Below are 19,855 nucleotides of genomic sequence, written 5' to 3'. Positions count from 1 at the left end.
TTCGGGAGCAATCATTGAATTTTATTAGGGGCGTTAATGTGATGGGATTCACATCAATTAAGGAGTGCTATTTTTCTTGTTTAATATATGAACCGGCTCAGAGAAATTCAAAAAACAATAAAGTATTAAATGAATTACTACGCAGCTATACGGTTTGTTATTTTTCATTGTTAATTATTTGTTTATTATGTTGAATGGTATTTAAATCATAACTTATTGAAAATAAACTAATTATTTACAACGATTGCATAACTATGCGTGAGGGTGATTTTATTATCGGGGATACTTAGATAATTTAAAAATAACTATGGATATGGAAGTAGTTTATGCAGGGAGCGCGAATTGTGATCGCTAAAACGTTTTTATGTTAACACCTTTAATATCAAATAGTTGCTGGTAGTGGCAATTTGGCGTCGCTGGGGTTTATGCATAGAGGCTGCATAAAGACTGGCGTACTATTAACAAAATATAAACACCACTGGCGATAAACATGCGCTGGCGCAAAATCGATGAGAGTAAGGGTAGTATGGCAGCCATTTTTCTCGTATAAATAGAAAACTAAAACACTGTTTTAACTAAGGGGGTGCGATGATTGTTGGCAATATTGAATATCTGGAGGCCTGGCTGCCGACGGCGCTACGTCAGGCGATTGAGCATATCAAAGCGCATGTCGCGGCAACGACCGCGTCAGGTAAGTATGAGATTGACGGCGACAGGCTGTTTTATATGATTTCTGAAAATATGACGGAGCCAGGTGAATCGCGTAGCGCAGAGTATCACGCCCGTTATCTTGATATTCAGATTGTGCTACAAGGTCAGGAAGGGATGGCATTCAGTACCCGGCCTGCGGGAACGCCGCACACTGACTGGCTGGCGGATAAAGACATCGCATTTTTACCGGCGAGCGTCGGGGAGAAAACCGTCGTCCTGAACGAAGGCGACTTCGTGGTGTTTTATCCCGGCGAAGTGCATAAGCCACTGTGCGCGGTGGGAGAGCCAGCACAGGTACGTAAAGCGGTTGTGAAAATGCTGATGGCGTAATTTTTTGTGCCGGATGGCGGCGCCTGCACGTTGCGATTTTGTGGGACAACCGCCATCCGGCATCATAACGTCCTTATTTAGACAGCGTCGCTACCATCACCGCTTTGATGGTATGCATTCGGTTTTCCGCCTCATCAAAGACAATGCTGGCCGCAGACTCAAAAACCTCGTCGGTCACTTCCATCCCGCCATGTAAACCATACTCTTCGGCCATTTTTTTGCCGAGCGTGGTTTCGTCATCGTGAAACGCAGGCAGACAATGCAGGAACTTAACCTGCGGATTGCCGGTTAACGCCATCATCTGGCTGTTGACCTGATAGTCACGCAGCAGGGCAATACGCTCCGCCCATTTCTCTTTGGGTTCGCCCATAGAGACCCAAACATCGGTATAGATAAAATCCGCGCCTTTTACGCCCGAGGCGATATCTTCAGTCAGGGTGATGGCGCCGCCGTTCTTTTTCGCCATGGCGCTGCATTCCGCCACTAACGCGGCTTGCGGCCAACAGGCTTTTGGCGCGACCAGACGGAGATCCAACCCTGTTAACGCAGCGGCTTCCAGCATGGAGTTGCCCATGTTATTGCGCGCATCTCCGGCATAAACCAACGTCATCTCGTTAAAGGCTTTACCCGGCAGATGTTCCTGCATGGTGAGCAGATCCGCCAATAATTGCGTTGGGTGAAACTCATCGGTTAAACCGTTCCATACCGGCACACCGGAATATTCAGCCAGCGTTTCGACGATCTCCTGACCATATCCTCGATACTGGATACCGTCAAACATCCGGCCCAGGACGCGGGCGGTATCTTTGATGGATTCTTTATGGCCGATCTGGCTACCGCTGGAACCCAGGTATGTTACGCGCGCGCCCTGATCGTATGCGGCAACTTCGAAAGAGCATCGTGTACGGGTCGAGTCTTTTTCGAAGATGAGCGCAATATTTTTACCCACCAACTTTTGTTCTTCTTTACCGTTTTTCTTATCGGCTTTCAGTTTGGCGGCAAGCTGCAACAGAGCAGTGAGTTCGCTGGCGGTGAAATCAAGTAACTTTAAAAAAGGTTTTTGGTAAAACGTAGACATACTTCCCTCACATGGCCTGGGCCTCTTGTTGAATTAAAATTCACTTTATATGGATGATTATTCATTTGCAACCCTGTTTGATAAAACTTTTCTCGATAAGGTGGAGGCAACGTCGGCGGTGTGTGACAATAAGAGTATCGGCAGGACATCTACGAGGAATGAGCTATGGCAAACCCGGAATTACTGGAAGAACAGCGTGAAGAAACGCGTTTAATTATTGAAGAGTTACTCGAGGACGGCAGCGATCCGGACGCGCTGTACACTATCGAGCATCACCTTTCCGCCGACGATTTCGAAACGTTGGAAAAAGCAGCGGTAGAAGCCTTTAAACTCGGTTATGAAGTGACGGAGCCGGAAGAGTTGGAAGTGGAAGAGGGTGACACGGTCATTTGCTGCGATATCCTCAGCGAATGCGCGTTGAACGCCGAACTCATCGACGCTCAGGTTGAGCAACTGATGAACCTGGCGGAAAAATATGATGTTGAATACGACGGTTGGGGAACCTATTTCGAAGACCCTAACGGCGAAGAGGGGGATGACGACGATTATGTCGATGAAGATGACGACGGCGTGCGTCACTAAAGCTGAATAGTATGACGGTACGGCAGCATTTGCTGTCGTATTTTTTTCAACAGGTTACGTATGAATTACCCGCAAATACTCTCTCCGGTGCTTAATTTCCTGCATTGCCCGACGCCACAGGCGTGGATTGTTCAGGCCCGCGATCCGCAAAATCTTCCTCTTCTGCTTACCGATCACTTGATCTGCGAACTAAAGGCCGCGCAAACCGCGTTGCTGTTAGTGCGTAAATATGTCGCCGATAAATCGGGCACCGACGCGCTGCTCGCCTGGTTGCAACCTTACGAGGCGTTCGCGTTTCGTCAGGGATCGGAGCCGGATTTTGTTGCCTTGCATCGACAGATTAGCAAAAGTGTCATGCCGAAAACTGATGACCCCTGGGGACGTCAGCTTGTCGACCGTATGGTGTTATTGATTAAAGAGGAGTTGCACCATTTTTGGCAGGTACGCGAGGTCATGCAGGCCAGAAACATTCCTTATGTGAAAATCACCGCCAGCCGCTACGCGAAAGGAATGTTGAAAACGGTACGCACGCACGAACCACTCACCTTAATTGATAAGCTGATTTGCGGGGCGTATATCGAAGCCCGCTCCTGCGAACGTTTTGCCGCTCTGGCGCCCTGGCTGGATGATGATTTGCAGACATTTTATCTCTCGCTCCTGCGATCCGAAGCGCGCCATTATCAGGATTACCTGGCGCTGGCGCAGCAGATTTCCGACGAGGACATTTCTGCGCGCGTGCGCTATTTTGGCGACGTGGAAGCCGACCTTATCTTGTCGCCAGACCGCGAGTTTCGTTTTCATAGCGGCGTGCCTGTCGCCGGGTAAACGGCGCACGGACCAGGAGAACAATATCTTAAATTGATGAAAGTGGAAGTAGTCATCATTTTGCGCCAGGCAGACATGATAGCTATTTTTTATATTTATCGTTAAATAAAGTATCTGCCGTTATTCAGCCTTAACGTGATGAAGTCTGAAGGAACGGATAAAGAAATAACCTGCAATCCGTCCAATATTTGGATTGCAGGTAGTAAGATTCCATGTATGCATTGCTGATGCGAAATTACAGTACTTTTAACATCCGCACTTCGCAATCGACATGTCCGGTGCAGCCGAGCGGTTCGCTAATATGTTCAAACCCTAAACGTTCGTACAGCGCAATCGCCTCGCGTAAAAAAGCCGTCGTTTCCAGATAGCAGCGTTTAAAACCCTGTTCACGAGCATGATCCAGCGCCATCAGCGCCAGCTTTTTCGCCAGTCCCTGACCACGAATTACCGGCAAAAAGTACATTTTTTGCAGTTCACAAATATCCGGTTCGCTACAGGATAATGGCGCCACGCCACCACCACCCACTATGCTACCGTTTTGCTCTATCACCCAATAGGCTGCGCCCGGTTGACTATAAACCTGATGCAGTTCATCCAGATTAGGGTCGGCGACGGTATAACCTTTATCGGCGGTAAGTCCGTATTCCGCAGAAACCTGACGGATGACGCGGGCAATTGCGGCGTTATCATCGGCAGAAATTCGACGCAGCGTCGCTGCGACGGAGGTAATGGCACTCATAGTGAACTCATGACATAAAAGTGAGACATATGCAGTTAATACCACTGCGGTAAGGGGAAGCGCAAGCGATGATAATTCAATAAAAAGCCTCTGAGCAGATGCGTCAGAGGCTTTTATCGTCTGCGATGCCAGTAGGCCGGATAAGCGTAGCGCCATCCGGCAAACAGCTTTACAGCGCGGCGATGACCGCCTGCTGCTCAATCAGCTTCGCTTTCGCTTCGGCGTAACCTTCCAGCTTTTCACGCTCTTTAGCGATTACCGCTTCCGGCGCGCGGGCGACGAAACCTTCGTTGGAAAGTTTGCCTTCAATACGGGCAATCTCACCTTCGATTTTCGCCACTTCTTTCGCCAGACGCGCCAGCTCATCGTCTTTATTGATGAGGCCCGCCATCGGGATCAGCAGTTCGGCGCCGTCGATAATCTTGGTTACAGAAACCGGACCTTTATCATCGCCTGGCAGCACGGTGATGCTTTCCAGACGCGCCAAAGTTTGCAGGAAGTTGCGGTTGTCATTGACGCGACGAACGGCTTCTTCACTACAGCCGCGCAGCAACAGTTCCAGCGGCTTGCCCGGCGCGATGTTCATTTCCGCGCGGATATTACGTACGGCGATGATTGCCTGCTTCAGCCATTCGGTATCGGCGAGCGCCACTTCATCCACCTGAGACGCATTGTACTGCGGGAATGGCTGTAGCATGATGGTGTCAGCAGTGATACCGCAAATCACTTTCACGCGCTGCCAGATGGTTTCGGTGATAAACGGAATGATCGGGTGTGCCAGGCGCAGCAGACCTTCCAGTACCGTCACCAGCGTATGGCGCGTGCCGCGCAGTTCCGCTTCCGTTCCGCCGTTCATCACCGGCTTGGTCAGTTCCAGATACCAGTCGCAGAACTGGTTCCAGGTAAATTCATACAGAATCCCCGCCGCGATATCGAAGCGGAAGCTGTCCAGCGCGTCGCGATAGGCCTTGATGGTCTGGTTGAATTCCGCCAGAATCCAGCGGTCCGCCAGCGACAGAGTCATCTCGCCGCCGTTGAAGCCGCAATCATTTCCTTCAGTATTCATCAGTACGAAACGGCTGGCGTTCCACAGCTTGTTACAGAAGTTGCGGTAACCTTCCAGGCGTTTCATATCCCAGTTGATATCGCGACCGGTCGAGGCCAGCGCCGCCAGGGTGAAGCGCAGGGCGTCGGTGCCGTGCGGCTCGATGCCGTTCGGGAACTGTTTTTCGGTACGCTTGCGGATTTTCTCCGCCATCTGCGGCTGCATCATATTGCCGGTGCGTTTTTCCAGCAGCTCCGGCAGGGAGATGCCGTCCACCATATCCAGCGGGTCAATCACGTTGCCCTTGGACTTGGACATCTTCTGGCCTTCGTCATCACGAATCAGACCGGTCATGTAGACGGTATGGAACGGTACCTGCGGTTTGCCGTTTTCATCTTTGATGAAGTGCATGGTCATCATGATCATGCGGGCAATCCAGAAGAAGATGATGTCGAAGCCGGAGACCATCACGCTGGTCGGGTGGAACTGACGCAGGGCGTCGGTGTTTTCCGGCCAGCCCAGCGTTGAGAAGGTCCACAGCGCGGAGGAGAACCAGGTGTCGAGAACGTCATCGTCCTGGCGGAGCTGAACGTCTGCGCCGAGGTTATTTTCCTGGCGTACTTCATCTTCATTGCGGCCCACGTAGACGTTACCCGCGTCGTCGTACCATGCCGGGATACGGTGGCCCCACCATAGCTGACGGGAGATACACCAGTCCTGAATATCACGCATCCAGGAGAAGTACATATTTTCGTACTGCTTCGGCACGAACTGAATGTCGCCGTTCTCAACCGCTTCAACCGCCGGTTTAGCCAGCACGTCGGCACGGACGTACCACTGGTCGGTCAGCATTGGTTCAATGACCACGCCGCCGCGGTCGCCATAAGGGACGGTCAGGTCGTGTGGTTTGATCTCTTCCAGCAAACCCAGTGCATCAACGGCAGCGACGATCGCTTTACGCGCGGCAAAGCGTTCCAGTTTCTGGAACTCAGCCGGAATCTCGCTGGAATAAACATCGGACTCTTCACCTTTGGTATCGAACACTTCCGCGCTTTCGCGAATGTCGCCGTCAAAGGTCAGGATGTTGATCATCGGCAGGGCGTGACGACGACCGACTTCATAGTCGTTAAAGTCGTGCGCCGGAGTGATCTTCACGCAGCCGGTGCCTTTTTCCATGTCGGCGTGTTCATCGCCGACAATCGGAATGCGGCGATTCACCAGCGGCAGGACCACAAATTTGCCAATCAGGTCTTTATAACGCGGATCTTCCGGGTTTACTGCCACGCCGGTATCGCCCAGCAGGGTTTCCGGACGCGTCGTGGCGACCACCAGATAATCTTTACCGTCGGCGGTTTTCGCACCGTCGGCCAGTGGATAGCGGATGTGCCACATTGAGCCTTTCGACTCGCGGTTTTCCACTTCAAGGTCAGAGATGGCGGTGCGCAGTTTCGGGTCCCAGTTCACCAGGCGTTTGCCGCGGTAGATCAGATCTTCTTTATACAGGCGGACAAAGACTTCTTTCACGGCATTGGAAAGGCCTTCGTCCATGGTGAAGCGCTCGCGTTCCCAGTCAACTGAGTTGCCGAGACGGCGCATCTGGCGGGTAATGGTGCCGCCAGATTCCGCTTTCCACTGCCAGATTTTGTCGATAAACGCATCGCGGCCGTAATCGTGACGGGTTTTACCTTCTTCAGCGGCAATCTTGCGTTCAACCACCATCTGGGTCGCGATCCCGGCGTGGTCGGTGCCGACCTGCCACAGGGTGTTTTTGCCCTGCATACGCTGGTAACGGATCATCGTATCCATGATGGTTTGCTGGAAAGCATGTCCCATATGCAAACTGCCGGTGACGTTCGGCGGCGGGATCATGATGCAGAAACTCTCCTGGCTTTCATCGCCATTCGGTTTGAAATAGCCCTGCTTTTCCCAGTGCTCGTAAAGCGGCTGTTCGATATCTTGGGGATTATATGTCTTTTCCATTATTTCCAGGTTGCCGTATTCAGGTTAAAACCAGCCACGCGGTAGGCTTTGTAGCGTTCGCGAGCCAGTTGTTTCAAAGTTTCTTCGTAAGGGACGAAGTCTACCACTTCTGTGAAAGCGGTGGCAAAATCTGCAAAGCTTGTACGCAGGCTGATTAAAATATCGCGCGGGCTGCTGTTGCGTTTTTGCGGCCAGGCGATTTCGACTGGCGCGCCGCCGCGTGGCCCTTCGCCTGCCAGATTGTGCGGGACAAAGCTTTCCGCCGGTCTCGCCCACAGAGCTTCATCCAGCCGAATGGCCTGCTTTTCGTCTTCGCAGGCGATCAGCACGCGCTTGCCGGCGCGCCAACGTTCTGCGGCAATTTCACACACCAGTTGTTCAACGGCGCTTAAACCGTCGGCGGTGGTGTCATTGTCCAGAAGATAGAACGTCGCATTTTTCATATATGGGGCTTCTTGTGGTGGATTTAAATGCATTGCCATGATGCGCCCCGTAGGCTGGATGGCGCTGCGCTTATCCGGCCTGCGGGGTAATTTCAACCTTACTCTTCGCCGTTAAAACCTGCGCGATTGAGCAGGAACTGCGACAGCAGCGCTACCGGACGACCGGTCGCGCCTTTCGCTTTGCCGGAGCGCCAGGCGGTGCCGGCGATATCCAGGTGCGCCCAGTTGTATTTACGGGTAAAGCGAGACAGGAAGCAGCCCGCGGTGATGGCACCGCCAGGACGCCCGCCAATGTTCGCCATATCCGCAAAGTTGGACTCCAGTTGTTCCTGGTACTCATCGCCCAGCGGCAGACGCCACGCGCGGTCGCCCGCCTGCTCGGACGCGCCGATCAGTTCATGCGCCAGCGGGTTATGGTTCGACATCAGACCGGTAATGTGATGGCCCAGCGCAATCACGCAGGCACCGGTTAGCGTCGCGACGTCAATAACGGCTTCCGGCTCGAAGCGTTCAACGTAGGTCAGCACATCGCACAAAACCAGACGGCCTTCGGCATCGGTATTCAGCACTTCAACCGTCTGACCGGACATGGTGGTCAGTACGTCGCCCGGACGATACGCGCGTCCGCCCGGCATGTTTTCACAGCCCGCCAGTACGCCGATAACGTTGATCGGTAGCTGAAGTTCGGCGACCATACGCATCACGCCGTACACCGCCGCCGCGCCGCACATGTCGTACTTCATCTCGTCCATCCCTTCAGATGGCTTGATGGAGATGCCGCCGGAGTCGAAGGTCAGGCCCTTACCCACCAGCACGATCGGGCGCGCGTCTTCGGATGGATTGCCCTTGTACTCAATAACCGACATCAGCGATTCGTTCTGCGAACCGTGGCCGACCGCCAGATAAGCGTTCATTCCCAGTTCGCGCATCTGCTGTTCGCCGATCACGCGAGTAATGACATTTTGGCTGTAGCTGTCGGCCAACTGGCGCGCCTGTGACGCCAGGTAGGCAGCGTTACAGATATTGGGCGGCATGTTGCCGAGATCTTTCGCGGCCTTAATCCCGGCGGCGATGGCCAGACCGTGCTGGATGGCGCGTTCGCCGCTGGTGAGCTCACGGCGGGTTGGCACATTAAAGACCATTTTACGTAGCGGGCGGCGCGGCTCGCTTTTATTGGTCTTGAGTTGATCAAAGCTATAAAGCGTCTCTTTGGCCGTTTCGACGGCCTGACGCACTTTCCAGTAGTTGTTGCGGCCTTTAACGTGCAGTTCGGTCAGGAAGCAGACGGCTTCCATTGAGCCGGTATCATTCAGAGTATTTATCGTTTTCTGAATAACCTGCTTATACTGACGTTCATCAAGCTCGCGCTCTTTGCCGCAACCAATGAGGAGGATTCGCTCGGAAAGAACGTTAGGAACATGGTGCAGCAACAGAGTCTGCCCCGGTTTTCCTTCCAGTTCGCCGCGACGCAGCAATGCGCTGATGTATCCGTCGCTAATTTTGTCGAGCTGTTCTGCAATCGGAGAAAGGCGACGCGGTTCAAAGACGCCCACGACAATGCAGGCACTCCGCTGTTTCTCCGGGCTACCGCTTTTTACACTGAACTCCATGCACTATGCTCCTGAATCTTAAAGACAACAGTGGTGGCTACAGCTATACTCGTCGTCTTTCAAGTTGCAGATGCGTTGGCTGCGCCTGCTCACCCCTGTCACTTACCTGATGTAAGCTCCGGGGCTTCACAGTCTTGCCGCCTGCCTGCAACTCGAAATCCATAGAGTATAGAAATTGAAAGCTTTCGTAACTCATGTCCGCTGTTGCGGTGACTTCGTGTTAATCTTAACGTTATTACGGCATTGGCACGTCAGAACAAGTTCTGAGAGGTGAATCCGCTGAGTATAATGATCTTAGCGATGATTTCGACGACTCAAGAGAATAAATGACGTTTAAGCCATGAAACAAGCTAAATTCCAGCAAAAAAACGGGTTTTTACGGGCGTATTTAAAGTGATAATCATAAGATATCTGGTGCGGGAGACGCTCAAAAGCCAGCTGGCGATACTCTTCATCTTGCTTTTGATCTTCTTTTGTCAAAAGTTAGTGAGGATTCTCGGCGCGGCGGTTGATGGCGATATTCCCGCAAATCTGGTGCTCTCGCTTCTGGGGCTGGGCGTACCGGAAATGGCGCAGCTCATCCTGCCATTAAGCCTGTTCCTGGGGCTTCTGATGACGCTGGGCAAACTGTATACCGAAAGTGAAATTACGGTCATGCACGCCTGCGGCTTGAGCAAAGCCGTCCTGGTAAAGGCCGCCATGGTACTGGCGTTATTTACCGGTATCCTTGCGGCGGTTAACGTAATGTGGGCTGGCCCCTGGTCGTCGAAACACCAGGATGAAGTGCTGGCGGAGGCGAAAGCGAACCCCGGTATGGCGGCGCTGGCGCAGGGACAATTCCAGCAGGCGACCAACGGCAGTTCGGTGCTGTTTATTGAAAGCGTTGATGGCAGCGACTTCCACGATGTTTTCCTTGCGCAAATTCGGCCTAAGGGCAATGCTCGTCCTTCTGTGGTGGTGGCCGACTCCGGACATTTGACTCAGTTGCGGGATGGTTCCCAGGTTGTCACCTTAAACAAAGGGACGCGCTTTGAAGGGACGGCGTTGCTACGCGATTTTCGCATCACCGACTTTCAGAACTATCAGGCGATTATTGGCCATCAGGCTGTGGCGCTGGACCCGAACGATACCGACCAGATGGACATGCGCACGCTGTGGAATACCGACAACGATCGCGCTCGCGCCGAACTGCACTGGCGTATCACGTTAGTCTTTACCGTATTTATGATGGCGCTGATGGTCGTGCCGCTCAGCGTGGTGAATCCACGTCAGGGGCGGGTCTTGTCTATGCTGCCGGCCATGCTGCTTTATCTGTTGTTCTTCCTGATCCAGACGTCCATTAAATCGAATGGCGGTAAAGGTAAACTGGACCCGGTTATCTGGATGTGGGTGGTCAACCTAATCTATCTGGCGTTGGCGATTGGTTTGAACCTGTGGGATACGGTGCCGGTCCGCCGCCTGCGTGCCCGCTTTCTGCGTAAAGGAGCGGTATAATGCAGCCATTTGGTGTACTTGACCGCTATATCGGTAAAACCATTTTTACCACCATCATGATGACGTTGTTCATGCTGGTGTCGCTCTCCGGGATCATCAAGTTTGTCGATCAGCTGAAAAAAGCGGGGCAGGGTAACTACGACGCGCTGGGCGCGGGTATGTACACCTTGCTCAGCGTACCTAAGGATATCCAGATCTTCTTTCCTATGGCGGCGCTGCTTGGCGCGCTGCTGGGACTGGGGATGCTGGCGCAGCGTAGCGAACTGGTGGTGATGCAGGCATCGGGTTTCACCCGTATGCAGGTGGCGCTGTCGGTGATGAAAACGGCTATCCCCCTGGTGTTGTTAACCATGGCGATCGGCGAATGGGTCGCCCCGCAGGGCGAGCAGATGGCGCGTAACTACCGTGCGCAGGCGATGTATGGCGGTTCGCTGCTTTCCACCCAGCAAGGTCTGTGGGCGAAAGATGGGAATAACTTTGTCTACATTGAACGGGTGAAGGGCGACGAGGAGCTGGCCGGCATTAGTATTTACGCTTTCAACGATCAGCGTCGTTTGCAGTCGGTGCGTTACGCCGCTTCGGCAAAATTTGACCCGGAGCATAAGGTCTGGCGTTTGTCGCAGGTGGATGAGTCCGATCTGCAAAACCCGAAACAGATCACCGGTTCGCAGACGGTGAGCGGCACCTGGAAAACGAACTTGACGCCGGATAAGTTAGGCGTGGTGGCGCTGGACCCGGATGCGCTTTCCATCAGCGGTCTGCATAACTATGTTAAATATCTGAAGTCGAGCGGACAGGACGCCGGGCGTTATCAGCTCAATATGTGGAGTAAAATCTTCCAGCCGCTCTCCGTGGCGGTGATGATGCTGATGGCGCTGTCATTTATTTTCGGGCCGCTACGCAGCGTACCGATGGGCGTGCGCGTGGTGACGGGGATTAGCTTCGGCTTCGTATTCTACGTCCTCGACCAGATTTTTGGCCCGCTGACGCTGGTATATGGCATTCCGCCGATTGTCGGCGCGCTGTTGCCGAGCGCCTCGTTCTTCCTGATTAGCCTCTGGCTAATGCTGCGTAAGTCATAGCATCCGGCATAGTACCGGGGGCGCTGCGCTTATCCGGCCTACATAGTACAGCTTTGTAGGCCGGATAAGGCGTTTACGCCGCCATCCGGCACATTGCCGTTAGCGTCTTCTGCCACCCAGCAGACTGCCTAACATTCCTCGAATGATTTGATGAGTAACCTGACGCGCCGCGCTTTTGGCTACACTTTGTATCACGCCATCGCGCTTGCCGCCGCGCGGTCCGGTACTGCCAAACAGGATCTCCTTTAGCCCACCAGGAACACTGCCGTCTACAGCGGGTGTCGTACCTTTTGTCGGAGGGGTATTTTGTTTTTCAGTAGTGGCCTGAATGCCTTTTTGCAACATTTCATATGCCGACTCACGGTCAACGTCGTCTTCATACTTGCCGTACAGCGCAGAGTGATTGATAAGCCCGTTGCGCTCATCATCCGTCACTGGCCCCATACGTGAACAGGGAGCGATAACCATCGCCCGCTCTACCACCGACGGGCTGCCTTTGGCATCTAAAAATGAGATCAGCGCCTCGCCGGTGCCCAGTTCCTGAATCGCTTTTTCCGTATCAAACGCCGGATTGGCGCGCATGGTCTGCGCCGCGGTTTTCACCGCCTTCTGATCCTTCGGCGTGAAGGCGCGTAAAGCGTGCTGGACGCGATTGCCCAACTGGCCGAGCACGTTGTCTGGAATGTCCGATGGGTTTTGGGAGACGAACCAGACGCCGACGCCTTTCGAGCGGATCAGACGGATAACTTGTTCGATTTTATCCAGCAGCACCTGCGGAGCATCATTGAATAGCAGGTGTGCCTCGTCGAAGAAAAACACCAGCTTCGGTTTCTCCAGGTCGCCGGCTTCCGGTAACTGTTCGTAAAGTTCGGAGAGCATCCACAGCAGGCTGGCGGCGTACAGTTTCGGCATCTGGTAGAGTTTTTCCGCGCTGAGGATATTAATGATCCCTTTGCCGCTGGCATCGGTGCGCATCCAGTCGTAGATATCCAGCATCGGCTCGCCGAAGAAGTGCGCTGCGCCCTGTTGCTCCAGCGTAAGCAATCCGCGCTGGATTGCCCCGACCGAAGCGCTGCTAATATTGCCATACTGATTCTGGAAAGATTTGGCGTTATCGCCGATATACTGGGTAATTGCCCGTAGATCTTTGAAATCCAGCAGTAATAACCCCTGGTCATCGGCGATGCGGAAAATGATATTCAGTACGCCGGATTGTACCTCGTTCAGGTTTAACAATCGGGCAAGCAGCAACGGCCCGAGATCGGAGACCGTCGCTCGCAGCGGATGCCCTTTCTCGCCAAAGATATCCCATAACGTGACCGGGCTGGCGTGTGGTTGCCAGTCAGACACGCCGATATTTTTCAGCCGCGCGAGCAGTTTCTCCGACGCCAGCCCTTCTTGCGCCACGCCGGTTAAGTCGCCTTTTACATCTGCCATAAACACCGGTACGCCGATGCCTGACAGTGATTCTGCCACTTTCTGGAGCGTGACGGTTTTTCCGGTGCCGGTAGCGCCGGTGATTAGCCCATGACGATTAGCCATCTCCGGCAGTAAAAACAGTTCCGTTTCCGGCGTGCGGGCAATTAACAGAGGTGCGCTCATTGAGATGTTCTCCACGTTTTCTGCCTGGAGTATAGGCAATCTGCGGGAAAGGGTAGGGCAAAAAATTTATAATGTGTTGCCGTGATAAATCTGATAACCCAAATCAATCGTATTATGGTTGAGATCGTTATTTTTAATTTTGTTAAGCAACATCTGCGCAGCCCTGCGCCCGATCTCAAAACGAGGGGTAATTACACTGGCGAGGCTCGGTATCATTTGCCTGCCCATCTCCAGACCGTGGAATCCGGCGATGGAAATCTGCTCCGGTACGGCCAGTTGACGCTCGCGGCACCACAGTAGAGCGCCCATTGCGATATCGTCGTTAGTACAAAAGACGCCATCTACGTCCGGGTGTGCAGTAAGCGCATCACGCATTAGCTGTATCCCCAGATGGATAGAGGAGATAGCGCGGGGATTGATGCGCAACGGCGCCAGCCCCCGGCGCGTCATCGCATCGCAGTAGCCATGATAACGCTGCTCATCACGGATATCGTCTTTTGAACCCAGATAGAGGATTTTCCGCCGCTGGCGTTTATCCAGCATGGTGCTGACCATATCAAAGGCGGCCTGACGGTTATCAAACCCCACTTCCATATCTAACCGATCGCCCTGGATATCCATGAGTTCTACAATCGGAAGGGTAGCTGAGCGCAGGAATTTGACGGTTCTGAGCGTATGATATTTTTCTGAAAGAATAATGCCGTCGATATTGTAAGACAGTAAATTGATAACGGACTCTTCTTCCGAATCGCGATCGTAATTGTAATTCGCAATAAGAGTTTGGTAGTTATGACCCGACGTCACGGATTCAATCCCGGCAAGAATGTCGGCAAACAACTGGTTCTGGAAAGAGGGGATCAGCACGCCGAGAGTGTAACTTTGCGCGTTTAACAACATAGCTGGCGCGCGATTGGGTATGTAGTTAATTTCCTCCATGATCTGCGCAATACGCTCGCCGGTTTCCCTGGCGACTTTTTTCGGCGAGCGGATGTAACGGCTCACCGTCATTTTTGTCACGCCTGCAAGCGTAGCGATATCCTGCAAAGAAATTCTGTGATTCCTCATGGTTTCTCCAGTACCGGGGGCGGGAAAGTCGCCCCCATGGTTAATTGGACTGCGGATGATGAATTAATGCAGAACCGCATTCAGCGCCAGTACGCCCAGCAGCCCCATGACAGAGATCAATGTTTCCATGACGGTCCAGGTGCGTAGGGTTTCCCCGACGCTAAGATTAAAATACCCTTTAAACAACCAAAAACCGGGATCGTTAACATGTGATGCAATAACGCTTCCCGCGCCTGTCGCCAGTACCATTAACGCCGGATCGGCGTGGGTTACGTTAATAATTGGCAATACGACGCCGGCGGTGGTAATCGCGGCCACGGTCGCGGAACCTAACGCAATACGAAGCACGGCGGCTACCGTCCAGCACATTAATAAAGGAGATAGCGATGTGCCGGTCATTAATTGCGAGATATATTGGCCCACGCCGCTATCCACCAGCACTTGTTTAAACGCGCCGCCGCCTGCGATGATAAAAACAATCATCGCGATAGCGCCAATGGACTCGCCGACGATATCCATCACCTGCTCAACCGTACGCCCATTGCGTCGGCCCAGCGTAAAAATGGCGATGATAATGGCAATAAACAACGCTACTGCCGGATTACCGATAAATTCGAAGAAAACCCGAACGGCATTCGTTTTTGGTAGCGTGATTTCACATACCGCTGCGATGGCCATCAGAATGACCGGGATCACGGCGGCAAAAATACTGTTCCAGAATGACGGCATCTCTTCTTCACTGAATAGATGAGGATTAAATAATCCTTCAGGCGGCGCTTTCTCAAAGCGCGCCAGCAATTTTGAAAACAGAGGGCCGGCAACAATCACGGTCGGTATGGTAATAATTAACCCATACAGCAGGGTCGTACCGAGATTTGCCTCAAAAATTGTCGCAATGGCGGTAGGGCCGGGATGCGGCGGCAGGAAGCAGTGCGTAACGGATAAGGCGGCGACCATTGGAACCCCGACATACAGCAATGGCAGTCCCGATGAGGCCACAATCGTAAAAACGAGCGGCAACAGCAGTACGAATCCGACTTCAAAAAACATTGCCAGGCCGACGATAAGCCCGGTTATCACCAGCGCCCATTGCACGCGTTTTTTGCCGAACGTATTAATGAGCGTCGTCGCAATGCGCTGCGCGGCGCCAGTATCGGAAATTAATCTTCCCAGCATCGCGCCAAAACCGAGGATCATGGCTAGTCCGCCCAGAGTACTGCCAATTCCGTTTTGTATGGAGTGCAGGACATCTTGTGCGCCCATCCCTTCGGCAAATCCCACAACGGCGGCAACCAGAACAAGGGCGATAAAGCCGTTAACTTTAAAGCCAATCATTAAGACCAACAGCAGCGCAACGCCTGCCGCAATAATTATTAATGGCATATTCGTCTCTCTTATCAGCGCCAAAATAGCAGCGCTTACGCGCTGCGTCGTATTTCCCTGGTCAGACGGCAACCAGCATACCGCCATCGACAAACAGCAGATGTCCGTTAACAAAGTCGGAGGCTTTAGAGGAGAGAAACACCGCTGCGCCAATAAGCTCCTGGGGATCGCCCCAGCGTGCGGCAGGCGTACGTTTGCATAGCCAGGAGGTGAAGGCTTCATCTTCAACCAGCGCTTTGGTCATCTCCGTTTTGAAGTATCCCGGCGCAATACCGTTGACCTGGATATTATGACGCGCCAGCTCCACGCACATGCCGCGGGTCAGCATCTTCACGGCCCCCTTCGATGCGGCGTATGGCGTAATAGTGTCGCGGCCCAGCTCGCTTTGCATCGAACAGATGTTGATCACTTTTCCTGCCTGCCGCGCCACCATACGGCGCGTAACGGCCTGAGAGACGAGAAAAACCGCGGTCTGATTTACGGCGATGACGTCATTCCACTCCTGCTCGGGAAACTCAGTAAACGGATGACGGCGCTGGATACCGGCGTTATTTATCAGGACGTCAATGACGCCAATATCTTTTTCGATATGTTCAACCGCAGCTTCAATATCCTGTTTATGGGTGACATTAAAGGGGGCGGCGATAGCTTTTATCCCTTCCTGCTGAAGTTTCGTCACGGCTGCTTCGGCGCGCTCCGGGGTAATATCGTTAACAATAATGCGCGCGCCATAGCGACCAAGACCGGTCGCCAGTAAATAACCAATTCCCTGAGCGGCTCCGGTGATAAGGATATTTTTACCTGCCAGTGAAAAAAGATCGTTCATGATAGTGTCCCTTATTTTACTTTCTCAGAAAACGAGCTGAACTTTTGCCGCCTGTGTTTTGTCTCCGGCAAAGATCAGCGCCGGTTCCAGGTCGGTAAATGGATATTCCGCGCTCAGTAACGGCAGCGGATCGATAACGCGGTTGGCAAGCCAGGAAACCGCAGTATTAAATTCGGTCGTAAAGCGGAAAGAGCCTTTCAGGGAGATCTCTTTGCTTATTAACATCATCATCGGGAAGTTAGGTACTGCGCCGCCCATGCCAACCTGCACCATCACACCTTTTGCCCGTGTGACTTCCAGACACGTTGAGATTGAGGAAGGATGCCCAGAGACTTCAAAACTGATATCGAAATACCCTTTTTCTGCTTTCCAGCCATCGAGAGAATCATGCTGTGGATTCACCAGCGTATCCGCGCCCATCTGCCGGGCCAGCGAGAGAGAGCGGGCGCTGATATCGGCACATACCACTTCCGCCGCACCCAGCGTTTTTACTGCGCTAACAATCAGGCAGCCGATAGGGCCAACGCCGGAGATAAAGACGCGTTTGCCCTGCAAATCGCCCGCCTCATGAGCCGCATGAATGGCAACTGCCAGCGGTTCGGCAAAGGCCATGGCTTTTTCGTCCGCCTGTTCCGGCCAGGGAATACACTGAGCGGTATCGACAGCTTTAAATCGGGTAAAACCGCCATCAACATGCGGAAAATACATGGCGCTGCCAAAGAAGCGCATTTCAGTACAGTGGTTTTCTTCGTGTTGCAGACAGTATTTGCAATGACCGCAAGGCTTCGATGGATTAATCGCTACCGGTTGCCCTTCACGTAATAAATCTGAGTCGCTATAAACGATTTTGCCAATCACTTCATGACCTAAAATCATTGGCGCTTTTACTGTAAAATTGCCGACTTTTCCTTCCTGATAATAATGTAAGTCAGACCCACAAATTCCACCACGGGTAATTTGTACGAGTGTTCCTTTATTATTCCATTCAATATTTTGTTCCGTAACGGCAACAGCACGCTTACCCGCAACAACGCAGGATTGAGTTTTTACTTCCATAAATTCCTCACTGGTCAGGTAGTTACCCTGAACGCATTTAAGCGGTTTTATTTGTCACTATTTGTGACTCATGTCACGCTGGAAAATTGTTACACTACAATGTTACGCATAACGTGATGTGCCTTAGAGTTCTTATCTATGCAAATTAAAAAATGTGAAATTGTCGAACGTAGAGGCGTAATATCATGTTGTGGAATATGACTCAGAGGTATCTAAATGGCCGGGGAAAGCTATATTTTAATGGGCGTTTCGGGTAGTGGTAAGTCTTTAATAGGCAGCAAAATTGCAACATTATTTTCTGCGAAATTTATTGACGGCGATGATCTCCATCCGGCGAAAAACATTGACAAAATGTCTCAGGGAATACCGTTAACTGATGAAGACCGCTTACCCTGGCTGGAACGATTAAATGACGCTTCATACAGTCTTTATAAAAAAAATGAGACAGGATTTATTGTCTGCTCGTCATTAAAAAAACAGTACCGCGATATTTTACGTAAGAGTAGCCCTAACGTACATTTCCTGTGGCTGGACGGCGATTACGCCACCATTCTGCAGCGAATGCAGCGTCGTGCCGGGCATTTTATGCCGCCAGACCTGCTGCAAAGTCAGTTTGACGCGCTGGAGCGGCCGTGTGTCGATGAACATGATATTGCGCGTATCGATGTTAATCATGACATCGAGCACGTGACGGAGCAGTGCCGACAGGCTGTACAGGCTTTTCGTCAGGCAGTCAGCGCTTCCTGATGATTGTCAAAGCGCTGAGCCAGGCGGTCAGAAGTCAGCTTTTAGCACTACCCGATAGCGGGCTTTGCCATCGCGAACGTGCTGGATAGCTTCGTTGATTTGTGACATCGCGAACAGTTCCGTGGTGGGCGCGACTTTGCTGCGTCCGGCGAATTTCATCAGCTTGCGAAGTTCATATGGTGTTCCGGTTGCCGAACCTGAGATACTGCGATCTCCGGCAATCAATGTAAACGCCGGTACGGGCAGCGGCTTCAATACGGCCCCAACGGTATGGAAGTTGCCGCCATAAGTCAGCGCTTCGAAGTAGGGCTGCCAGTCGAGATCGACGTTGACCGTGTTAATGATGAGATCGAACTGGCCCGCCAGTGCTTTTAATGCTTCCGGATCGCGGCTGTTCACCACGTTATTGGCCCCCATCGCCAGCACTTCCTGTTCTTTCGATGGATTTGAGCTGAACGCGGTGACTTCGCAGCCCATCGCGTGCAGCAGCTTGATTGCGATATGCCCAAGCCCGCCAATACCGATGACGCCAACGCGGCTGGTAGCAGTAATATGGTGCATCAATAGCGGTTTAAAGACCGTAATGCCGCCACATAACAGCGGGCCTGCGGACGCCATATCCATATTCTCCGGAAGAGGAATTACCCACTGCCAGCCTGCGCGAAGCTTCTCGGCAAAACCGCCACGATTGAGGATAGTAGGCACTGCGCCTTCCAGGCAGTTAATTTGATTACCGCTGATACAGGCATCGCAGTGTCCGCAGCTGTGTGCCGTCCAGCCGATTCCAACGCGCTGGCCGACTTTTAGCCCCTTGTCCTGTGCCGCGCTGCCGAGTGCGGCCACCCGACCGATGACCTCATGTCCGGCAACCAGAGGGTATTGAGAGAACCCCCATTCATTGTCGATCATCGACAGATCGGAATGGCAGATCCCGCAATAGTCGACCCGTACCTCGACATCTTCCGGTTGGAGTTCTCCGGCGTCATATTCATAGAGTTCGAGCTCGCCGCCCGCCTCTTTTGCGGCATAGCTTTTTATTATCGTCATTGTGTTTCCCTTAATGTGGTGTTGAACTGAAAAGTGTAGAGTATGGAGGCGAGGGCCGCCCGGCGTTAATCTGCTGGAGAAGATGGGAAGTAGCCTGATTATTCTATTTAATACCCAACGATGCTGAAATTTTCAGCACTTAGCGAGACAGGTGTATGCTCGTGCTTGCATGGCGGCGTATGACAGGTATAATCCACAACGTTTTCCGCA

Annotated in this window: 18 protein-coding genes and 1 pseudogene; 7 read left to right on the top strand and 12 right to left on the bottom strand. The window is 52.5% G+C overall.

Annotated elements, in window-relative coordinates; genetic code table 11:
• The first annotated feature begins 588 nt into the window (after positions 1 to 588).
• Entirely contained in the window at positions 589 to 1,041 is a 453-nt protein-coding gene (locus AC3G3F_RS01995) for a YhcH/YjgK/YiaL family protein (RefSeq protein WP_023248611.1), read from the top strand.
• 73 nt (positions 1,042 to 1,114) lie between these two features.
• On the opposite strand, the gene argF is transcribed toward AC3G3F_RS01995, so the two are convergent.
• Both argF and argL read right to left on the bottom strand, forming a co-directional pair.
• Positions 1,115 to 2,119 (bottom strand): ornithine carbamoyltransferase, encoded by a 1,005-nt coding sequence (argF, locus tag AC3G3F_RS01990; protein ID WP_023180060.1) that lies wholly within the window; start codon positions 2,117 to 2,119, stop codon positions 1,115 to 1,117.
• Positions 2,089 to 2,184 (bottom strand): putative translational regulatory protein ArgL, encoded by a 96-nt coding sequence (gene argL / locus AC3G3F_RS01985; RefSeq protein WP_394341729.1) that lies wholly within the window; start codon positions 2,182 to 2,184, stop codon positions 2,089 to 2,091. The genes argF and argL overlap by 31 nt, the downstream gene beginning before the upstream one ends.
• A 100-nt stretch (positions 2,185 to 2,284) precedes the next feature.
• Here argL and rraB point away from each other — a divergent pair, with 100 nt between their 5' ends.
• Complete coding sequence (gene rraB / locus AC3G3F_RS01980) at positions 2,285 to 2,701, top strand: ribonuclease E inhibitor RraB (RefSeq protein WP_000002940.1); 417 nt, start codon at positions 2,285 to 2,287, stop codon at positions 2,699 to 2,701.
• 11 nt (positions 2,702 to 2,712) lie between these two features.
• Positions 2,713 to 3,526, top strand: a pseudogene (gene miaE / locus AC3G3F_RS01975) (tRNA isopentenyl-2-thiomethyl-A-37 hydroxylase MiaE).
• 235 nt (positions 3,527 to 3,761) lie between these two features.
• Here the strand turns inward: miaE and AC3G3F_RS01970 are convergent.
• From AC3G3F_RS01970 to pepA, 4 genes are all read right to left on the bottom strand, one after another.
• Positions 3,762 to 4,265: a GNAT family N-acetyltransferase gene (locus tag AC3G3F_RS01970; protein ID WP_023248608.1), complete on the bottom strand. Its 504-nt coding sequence runs from the start codon at positions 4,263 to 4,265 to the stop codon at positions 3,762 to 3,764.
• A gap of 169 nt (positions 4,266 to 4,434) precedes the next feature.
• The gene (locus tag AC3G3F_RS01965; protein WP_053529596.1) at positions 4,435 to 7,290 is read right to left on the bottom strand and encodes a valine--tRNA ligase; all 2,856 of its coding nucleotides are present in this window, start codon (positions 7,288 to 7,290) and stop codon (positions 4,435 to 4,437) included.
• Positions 7,290 to 7,733, bottom strand: a complete 444-nt coding sequence (holC, locus tag AC3G3F_RS01960; RefSeq protein WP_023248606.1) for a DNA polymerase III subunit chi — start codon at positions 7,731 to 7,733, stop codon at positions 7,290 to 7,292. Before holC ends, AC3G3F_RS01965 begins: the two co-directional genes overlap by 1 nt.
• 98 nt (positions 7,734 to 7,831) lie before the next feature.
• Positions 7,832 to 9,343 carry a leucyl aminopeptidase gene (gene pepA, locus AC3G3F_RS01955; RefSeq protein ID WP_023248605.1) on the bottom strand — a complete coding sequence of 504 codons (1,512 nt, stop codon included), beginning with the start codon at positions 9,341 to 9,343 and terminating at the stop codon, positions 7,832 to 7,834.
• 279 nt (positions 9,344 to 9,622) lie between these two features.
• Between pepA and AC3G3F_RS01950 the strand changes: the two genes are divergently transcribed.
• The 3 genes from AC3G3F_RS01950 to lptG all read left to right on the top strand — a co-directional run bounded on the left by AC3G3F_RS01950 (position 9,623) and on the right by lptG (position 11,919).
• Positions 9,623 to 9,673 carry a hypothetical protein gene (locus AC3G3F_RS01950; RefSeq protein WP_212724070.1) on the top strand — a complete coding sequence of 17 codons (51 nt, stop codon included), beginning with the start codon at positions 9,623 to 9,625 and terminating at the stop codon, positions 9,671 to 9,673.
• A 63-nt stretch (positions 9,674 to 9,736) separates the two neighbouring features.
• The gene (lptF, locus tag AC3G3F_RS01945; RefSeq protein WP_023182613.1) at positions 9,737 to 10,837 is read left to right on the top strand and encodes an LPS export ABC transporter permease LptF; all 1,101 of its coding nucleotides are present in this window, start codon (positions 9,737 to 9,739) and stop codon (positions 10,835 to 10,837) included.
• On the top strand, positions 10,837 to 11,919 hold the full coding sequence (gene lptG, locus AC3G3F_RS01940) for an LPS export ABC transporter permease LptG (RefSeq protein WP_001182242.1): 1,083 nt from the start codon (positions 10,837 to 10,839) through the stop codon (positions 11,917 to 11,919). Before lptF ends, lptG begins: the two co-directional genes overlap by 1 nt.
• A gap of 99 nt (positions 11,920 to 12,018) precedes the next feature.
• Here lptG and AC3G3F_RS01935 read toward each other — a convergent pair whose 3' ends face one another.
• From AC3G3F_RS01935 to idnD, 5 genes are all read right to left on the bottom strand, one after another.
• Positions 12,019 to 13,521, bottom strand: coding sequence for a helicase HerA-like C-terminal domain-containing protein (locus tag AC3G3F_RS01935; RefSeq protein WP_053507657.1), 1,503 nt, complete (start codon positions 13,519 to 13,521; stop codon positions 12,019 to 12,021).
• A 66-nt stretch (positions 13,522 to 13,587) separates the two neighbouring features.
• A complete protein-coding gene (idnR, locus tag AC3G3F_RS01930) occupies positions 13,588 to 14,586 on the bottom strand; it encodes a DNA-binding transcriptional regulator IdnR (protein ID WP_053529595.1) in 999 nt (332 codons plus the stop codon).
• 63 nt (positions 14,587 to 14,649) lie between these two features.
• Complete coding sequence (gene idnT / locus AC3G3F_RS01925; protein WP_053507703.1) at positions 14,650 to 15,969, bottom strand: gnt-II system L-idonate transporter; 1,320 nt, start codon at positions 15,967 to 15,969, stop codon at positions 14,650 to 14,652.
• A 61-nt stretch (positions 15,970 to 16,030) separates the two neighbouring features.
• Positions 16,031 to 16,795, bottom strand: a complete 765-nt coding sequence (gene idnO, locus AC3G3F_RS01920) for a gluconate 5-dehydrogenase (protein ID WP_488394337.1) — start codon at positions 16,793 to 16,795, stop codon at positions 16,031 to 16,033.
• Between the two features lie 24 nt (positions 16,796 to 16,819).
• Positions 16,820 to 17,851, bottom strand: coding sequence for an L-idonate 5-dehydrogenase (idnD, locus tag AC3G3F_RS01915; RefSeq protein ID WP_079796243.1), 1,032 nt, complete (start codon positions 17,849 to 17,851; stop codon positions 16,820 to 16,822).
• Positions 17,852 to 18,067: 216 nt separating this feature from the next.
• On the opposite strand from idnD, the gene idnK reads away from it, so the two are divergent.
• Complete coding sequence (idnK, locus tag AC3G3F_RS01910; RefSeq protein WP_023248600.1) at positions 18,068 to 18,598, top strand: gluconokinase; 531 nt, start codon at positions 18,068 to 18,070, stop codon at positions 18,596 to 18,598.
• Positions 18,599 to 18,625: 27 nt separating this feature from the next.
• Here idnK and ahr read toward each other — a convergent pair whose 3' ends face one another.
• Positions 18,626 to 19,645: an NADPH-dependent aldehyde reductase Ahr gene (gene ahr, locus AC3G3F_RS01905; RefSeq protein WP_023180041.1), complete on the bottom strand. Its 1,020-nt coding sequence runs from the start codon at positions 19,643 to 19,645 to the stop codon at positions 18,626 to 18,628.
• Positions 19,646 to 19,855: the final 210 nt, after the last annotated feature.

This window comes from Salmonella sp. FC25216 (genome assembly GCF_057751355.1).
This window is presented reverse-complemented; position numbering and strand designations above follow the sequence as displayed.

Bases quoted from the DNA above. Each gene is read 5' to 3' on its own strand.
- AC3G3F_RS01995 (WP_023248611.1), top strand. From the start codon at position 589: ATGATTGTTGGCAATATTGAATATCTGGAGGCCTGGCTGCCGACGGCG.
- argF (WP_023180060.1), bottom strand. From the start codon at position 2,119: ATGTCTACGTTTTACCAAAAACCTTTTTTAAAGTTACTTGATTTCACC.
- argL (WP_394341729.1), bottom strand. From the start codon at position 2,184: ATGAATAATCATCCATATAAAGTGAATTTTAATTCAACAAGAGGCCCA.
- rraB (WP_000002940.1), top strand. From the start codon at position 2,285: ATGGCAAACCCGGAATTACTGGAAGAACAGCGTGAAGAAACGCGTTTA.
- AC3G3F_RS01970 (WP_023248608.1), bottom strand. From the start codon at position 4,265: ATGAGTGCCATTACCTCCGTCGCAGCGACGCTGCGTCGAATTTCTGCC.
- AC3G3F_RS01965 (WP_053529596.1), bottom strand. From the start codon at position 7,290: ATGGAAAAGACATATAATCCCCAAGATATCGAACAGCCGCTTTACGAG.
- holC (WP_023248606.1), bottom strand. From the start codon at position 7,733: ATGAAAAATGCGACGTTCTATCTTCTGGACAATGACACCACCGCCGAC.
- pepA (WP_023248605.1), bottom strand. From the start codon at position 9,343: ATGGAGTTCAGTGTAAAAAGCGGTAGCCCGGAGAAACAGCGGAGTGCC.
- lptG (WP_001182242.1), top strand. From the start codon at position 10,837: ATGCAGCCATTTGGTGTACTTGACCGCTATATCGGTAAAACCATTTTT.
- AC3G3F_RS01935 (WP_053507657.1), bottom strand. From the start codon at position 13,521: ATGAGCGCACCTCTGTTAATTGCCCGCACGCCGGAAACGGAACTGTTT.
- idnR (WP_053529595.1), bottom strand. From the start codon at position 14,586: ATGAGGAATCACAGAATTTCTTTGCAGGATATCGCTACGCTTGCAGGC.
- idnT (WP_053507703.1), bottom strand. From the start codon at position 15,969: ATGCCATTAATAATTATTGCGGCAGGCGTTGCGCTGCTGTTGGTCTTA.
- idnO (WP_488394337.1), bottom strand. From the start codon at position 16,795: ATGAACGATCTTTTTTCACTGGCAGGTAAAAATATCCTTATCACCGGA.
- idnD (WP_079796243.1), bottom strand. From the start codon at position 17,851: ATGGAAGTAAAAACTCAATCCTGCGTTGTTGCGGGTAAGCGTGCTGTT.
- idnK (WP_023248600.1), top strand. From the start codon at position 18,068: ATGGCCGGGGAAAGCTATATTTTAATGGGCGTTTCGGGTAGTGGTAAG.
- ahr (WP_023180041.1), bottom strand. From the start codon at position 19,645: ATGACGATAATAAAAAGCTATGCCGCAAAAGAGGCGGGCGGCGAGCTC.